The following is a 5773-nucleotide window of genomic DNA, read 5'->3' as shown; positions in this document are numbered from 1 at the left end:
AGCGCAGCGGAGAGGCCCGCCGCAGGCGAACCCACAACAACCCCCACGGCGGGCCAGCCGACAACGTGGGAAGCCAGCCAAGCGCAGCGCTACCGCTTCGTGTACATCGAGGCGATGATCGCCTCGATGTCCGGCTCGTGGACCGACAGGTCCACCAGCGGATACCGCTCGGCGATCGCGGCGACCAGCGGGGCCGCGCTCTGGGCGGCGGCGAACGCCAGCCACTGGCGGGGGCCTTCGACCCGGACCGTGCGGGCGCCCGGGACGCCCTCGATCGGCGGCAGTTCCCGCTCCAGGTCCACCCTCAGCGTCCGCTCGCCGTCGGCGGCCGCCCGCAGCCCGTCGAGCCCGCCGTCGTAGACCAGGTGCCCGTGGTCGATGACCATCACCCGGCGGCACAGCTGCTCGATGTCGGTCAGGTCGTGGGTGGTCAGCAGGACCGTGGTGCCGCGTTCGGCGTTCACCTCGCGGAGGAACTGCCGGACCTTCGCCTTGCTGACGACGTCGAGGCCGATGGTCGGCTCGTCCAGATAGAGCACCTCGGGGTCGTGCAGCAGCGCCGCCGCGATGTCGCCGCGCATCCGCTGGCCGAGGGAGAGCTGGCGTACGGGTACGGCCAGCAGCGGGGCGAGGTCCAGCAGTTCCACGCAGCGGTCGAGGTTGGCCCGGTAGGCGGCGTCGGGGACCCGGTACATCCGGCGCACCAGCTCGTAGGAGTCCTTCAGCGGCAGGTCCCACCACAACGTGGTGCGCTGGCCGAAGACCACCCCCATCCGGTGGGCGAGCCGGGTCCGTTCGCGCGCCGGGTCGATGCCGGCGACCCGCAGCCGGCCGCCGCTGGGCACCAGAATGCCCGTCAGCATCTTGATGGTGGTGGACTTTCCCGCGCCGTTCGGCCCGATGTAGCCGACCATCTCGCCGCGCGGCACCTGGAAGGTGATGCCGTCCACGGCCCGCACCTCCTGGCGCACCCGGCGCAGCCGGCCCGCCTTGCGCCGCACCGTGAAGGCCTTCTCGACGCCGTCCACCACGATCAGCGGCTCCGCCGCGGCCCCGTCACCACTCACCTTGCCGACTCCTTCCGTACCCGCTCTTCGATGGTGTGTCAGCTGCCGGTGCTGCGGTACGCACGCAGCCCGCACCGCCAGGCCAGCGCGGCCCCCGCGCACATCAGCGCCGCGACCACCGGCCCCAGGAAGTCCACCCAGCCGGGCAGCCCCAGCGGGTCCTCGCGGCCCAGCAGCCGCAGCGCCGGCAGCCAGTTCACAAAGGCCAGCGGGATCAGGAAGGTCACCCCGCGCACCAAGTCCCTGGCGAACACGGTCGGCGGGTACTGCAGCAGGGCGTTGCCGCCGTAGGTGAAGGAGTTCTGCACCTCGGCGGCGTCCTGCGCCCAGAACTGCAAGGCCGCCCCGGTGGTGAACACCGCCGCGAAGATGGCCGTACCGCACCCGATCATCAGCGGCACCATCAGCGCCCGGCCCGCCGTCCAGTCCACCTCCAGACGGGTCAGCGACCAGCCGAGCACCAGCAGCGCCTGGGCGATCCGGCCCAGCCGGCGCAGCGCGAAACGGTCCGCGGCGACCTGCGCGAAGACCGGTGCGGGGCGCAGCAGCAGGGTGTCGAGGGTGCCGTCGCGCACCCGCCGCCCCAGCCGGTCCATGCTGCCCAGCAGCAGGTCCGCCAGGCCCAGCGCGGCACCGGACGTGCCGTACAGGAACGCCACTTCGGGCAGCGAGAAGCCGCCGAGGGCGTCGATCTGCGAGAACATCAGCATGATCGCGACGAAGTCCAGGGCGCAGGCGGCGAAGTTGCCGACCGCCATCATCACGAACGACGCCCGGTAGGCGAGCGTGGAGCGCACCCACATCCGCACGATCAGCCCGTACGCGTAGAGCCCCTGGGCCACCCGGCCGCCCGCCTCAGCCACCGTGCACCACCACCTTGCGGGTCGCCGCCGACTGCACCAGCCGGCCCAGCGCCAGCAACGCAACGCCCCACCCCGCCTGGAACGCCAGCCCCCGCAGCAGCGCGCCGCCGCTGCGCACCCCCACCAGCACATCGACCGGCACCTGCAGGATCGCCGCCCACGGCAGCAGTTGGGCGATCTGCCCGAAGTCGCCGGGGAAGACCCGCAGCGGCAGCACCATCCCCGAGAAGAACAGGCAGGCCAGACCGCTGATCAGGGCCAGCCCCGTGCCGTCCAGCAGCCAGAACGACGCCAGCGCCACCAGGTAGCGCAGGGCGAAGCCGACCACCACGCCGAGCGTCACCGACACCAGGAACCAGCCCCAGGTCGCCGCATCGGCGGGCAGCGCCAGCGGGAAGGCCAGCGCGCCCACCGCCATCGGCACCACCCCGCGGCCGATCAGCTGCAGCGCGGCCCGCCCCAGGTCCGCGGAGAGCCACCACACCTGAAGGTCCGCGGGCCGGTAGAGGTCCACCGCGATGTCGCCGGTACGGATCCGTTCCTGCAGTTCGTCCAGACCCCCGCCGGCCATCAGCGACGAGGCCGCCAGCAGCGCCTGCGCGGTCCATACGAAGGTCAGCGCCTGTGCCTGGTCGTAGCCGCCCAGATGCGGCCGGGCGTCCCACAGCGCGATGTAGGTGTAGGCGACGATGAAGCCGAAGACGGTGTTGGTGAAGACGCCCGCCACGGTGGCGACCCGATAGGTGGCATACCGCCGGAAGCTGCCGGCCGCCACCGCCACGTACCACACGCCGTGCTCCCCCCTGGTCCCGTTCTGGTCGGACGGCGAACACCGGAGCCTAAGCGGCGGCCACGGCGGGCACCATCGATTTACCACCCGTTCGGGTGAGCCGAGGGCGCCATTCAGCCGGTCAGGTGGCGGTCCCAGGTGCGCGCCACCCCCTCCGACCGGTGCGCATGATGCGAGAGTTTCCCAACGGGCCACAGTTACATTTCCGGCGTACGGCGCGAAATCCCCGACACGACACCGATCCGCCGCGGTACAACCTTCGGCGGCGGCCGAGGAGTCCATACAGACATGAGCGGACAACGCACAGGCTGGCGCCGGGCCCTGCCCAGCTGGCGCACGATGCTCGGCACCGTGCTGCTGTTCCTGCTGATCGTCATCGGCGGCCTGATCGGCGGCTACCTCCTCGTCGAGATCCCCCCGGCCAACAGCGCCGCCAAGGCCCAGAGCAACGTCTACCTCTACTCCGACGGCTCCGAGCTGGCCCGCGACGGCGAGGTCAACCGGCAGAACGTGCACCTCGGCCAGGTCCCCAAGCACGTCCAGCAGGCCGTACTCGCCGCCGAGGACCGCGACTTCTACTCCGAGTCCGCGATCGACCCGGCGGCCATGCTGCGCGCCGCCTGGAACACCGTCACCGGCAAGGGCAAGCAGTCCGGCTCCACCATCACCCAGCAGTACGTCAAGAACTACTACCTCGGCCAGGAACAGACCCTCACCCGCAAGGCCAAGGAGTTCTTCATCGCCATCAAGCTGGACCGCGAGGTGAGCAAGGACAACATCCTGGAGGGCTACCTCAACTCCAGCTACTACGGCCGCAACGCCTACGGCATCCAGGCCGCCGCCCAGGCCTACTACGGCCGCGACTCCCAGCGGCTGACCACCGCTCAGGGCGCCTACCTCGCCGCGCTGCTCAACGCCCCCAGCGCCTACGACATCACCGCCCACCCCGGCAACCGGCCGCGGGTGCTGGCGCGTTGGAACTACGTACTGGACGGCATGGTCGAGCAGAAGTGGCTCAGCCCCGGCGAACGGGCCGCGATGCGCTTCCCCGTGCCCCGGCCCGCCAAGACCTCCGCCGGCCTGACCGGCCAGCGCGGCTACCTCGTCGAGGCCGTCAAGGACTACCTCACCGACCACCACATCCTCGACGAGAACACCCTGCGCTCCGGCGGCTACCGCATCACCACCACCCTGAGCAGGCGCCGCCAGAACGCCTTCGTCGCGGCGGTCGACACCCGCCTGATGGACCGGCTCGACGACTCCCGCGAGGTCGACCGCTACGTCCGGGCCGGCGGCGCCTCCATCGACCCCAAGAGCGGCCGGGTCGTCGCCCTCTACGGCGGCATCGACTACGCCAAGCAGTACGTCAACGGCGCCACCCGCAGCGACTACCAGGTCGGCTCCACCTTCAAGCCGATCGTCTTCGCCTCCGCCGTGCAGAACCGCTCCACCACCCAGGACGGCGAACGCATCACCCCCCAGACCGTCTACGACGGCACCACCAAGCGGATGGCGGTCAGCCACGGCCGCTCCACCGGCTTCGCGCCCGCCAACGAGGACGACCGCTCCTACGGCCCGATCACCGTCACCGAGGCCACCGACAAGTCCGTCAACGCCGTCTACGCCCAGATGGGCATCGACGTCGGCCCCGACAAGGTCAAGGACACCGCCGTCGACCTGGGCATCCCCGCCGGCACCCCCGGCCTGGCCTCCTCGCAGGGCGCGATCTCCCTGGGCACCGCCACCCCCAGCGTCCTGGACATGGCGCAGGTCTACGCCACCCTCGCCCACCACGGCAGCCGGCGGCCGTACACCCTGGTCGACAAGGTCACCAAGAGCGACGAGGAGATCGAGCTGCCCGAGCGCGAACGGACCACCGCCCTGACCCGCGAGGCCGCCGACACCACCACCTCGATCCTGCGCAGCGTCGTCGACGGCGGCACCGGCACCGCCGCCCAGCAGGCCGGGCGGCCCGCGGCCGGCAAGACCGGCACCGCGGAGGAGGACAAGGCCGCGTGGTTCGCGGGCTACACCCCCGATCTCGCCACGGTCGTCGCCGTACTGGGCCAGCACCCCGAGAGCGCCGCCCAGCAGCCGCTGTACGGCGCGGCGGGACTGCCCCGGGTCAACGGCGGCGACTTCCCCGCCCAGATCTGGGCCGACTACACCGCGGCAGCCCTGCGCGGACACCCGGTGCGCGACTTCGACCTGCACCTCGCGGAGGGCGCCGGGTCGGCCTCGCCGTCCGCCGAACCGTCCGACAGCGACTCGCCGTCGCCCGGCACATCGGACGCACCGGCCCCCGGCCCGTCCGGCAGTCCCCCCGTCACCGCGCCGCCCACCAGCGCCCCGACGACCCCGCCGGCCACCGTGCCGCCCTCCCCCACCGTCCCGACCCAGACCCCGCCGACCACCGAGCCCACGGAGGACTTCCCGACCGTGGAACCGGGCGACGAGGATCCGGACTGGCCGCGGCGGGGAGGCTAGCCGCCCCGCCGCGGGGGACCGGGGCGGTCGGGGGCGGGCGTCAGTGGCCGGAGGTCGCCTTGAGCCCCACCACCGCCACCAGCAGCAGGCAGATGAAGAAGATCCGGGCCGCCGTCGCCGGCTCGCCGAGCACCATCATCCCGACCACCGCCGCACCGGCCGCCCCGATGCCGACCCACACCCCGTAGGCGGTACCGATCGGCAGGGTCCGCGCCGCGTACGACAGCAGCAGCATGCTGACCACGATGCCCGCGCCGGTGAACACACTGGGCCACAGCCGGGTGAAGCCTTCGGTGAACTTCATCCCGATCGACCAGCCGACCTCCAGCAGACCGGCGACCACGAGCAGGATCCATGCCATGACGGCACCTCCGTGAAAGAGCTTCAACAGGGGTGCGTCGTCTTGTCCTGACCCGGTACGGCGCGTCTCGTCGGGTTGCTCCCGAGGCTAGCAAAAGACAGCGAAGCGGGGGGGGGGGAGCAGCCCCCCCCCCCCCCCCCCCCCCCCCCCCCCCCACCCCCACCCCCCCCCCCCTCCCCCCCCCCCCCCCCCCCCCCCCCCCCCC

Annotated in this window: 5 protein-coding genes and 1 riboswitch; of the genes, 1 reads left to right on the top strand and 4 read right to left on the bottom strand. The window is 72.2% G+C overall.

The window, feature by feature from the left end; translation table 11 throughout:
* Positions 1–89: 89 nt before the first annotated feature.
* Genes AC0680_RS37800 through AC0680_RS37790 form a run of 3 tightly spaced genes read right to left on the bottom strand, consistent with a single transcriptional unit; the run spans position 90 to position 2720 of the window.
* The gene (locus AC0680_RS37800) at positions 90–1067 is read right to left on the bottom strand and encodes an ABC transporter ATP-binding protein (RefSeq protein WP_478637569.1); all 978 of its coding nucleotides are present in this window, start codon (positions 1065–1067) and stop codon (positions 90–92) included.
* Between the two features lie 38 nt (positions 1068–1105).
* On the bottom strand, positions 1106–1870 hold the full coding sequence (locus AC0680_RS37795) for an ABC transporter permease (protein ID WP_478637570.1): 765 nt from the start codon (positions 1868–1870) through the stop codon (positions 1106–1108).
* A 52-nt stretch (positions 1871–1922) separates the two neighbouring features.
* A complete protein-coding gene (locus AC0680_RS37790; protein ID WP_478637568.1) occupies positions 1923–2720 on the bottom strand; it encodes an ABC transporter permease in 798 nt (265 codons plus the stop codon).
* Positions 2721–3008: 288 nt separating this feature from the next.
* Here AC0680_RS37790 and AC0680_RS37785 point away from each other — a divergent pair, with 288 nt between their 5' ends.
* A complete protein-coding gene (locus AC0680_RS37785; protein WP_478637567.1) occupies positions 3009–5207 on the top strand; it encodes a transglycosylase domain-containing protein in 2199 nt (732 codons plus the stop codon).
* Between the two features lie 40 nt (positions 5208–5247).
* On the opposite strand, the gene AC0680_RS37780 is transcribed toward AC0680_RS37785, so the two are convergent.
* A complete protein-coding gene (locus AC0680_RS37780) occupies positions 5248–5568 on the bottom strand; it encodes a DMT family transporter (protein WP_478637566.1) in 321 nt (106 codons plus the stop codon).
* 31 nt (positions 5569–5599) lie between these two features.
* Positions 5600–5665: riboswitch (guanidine-III (ykkC-III) riboswitch) on the bottom strand.
* Positions 5666–5773: the final 108 nt, after the last annotated feature.

The sequence above is a fragment of the Streptomyces sp. NPDC043738 genome, from assembly GCF_056436545.1.
The sequence above is the reverse complement of the archived record's forward strand: the minus strand, read 5'-3'. Positions and strand labels throughout refer to the sequence as shown.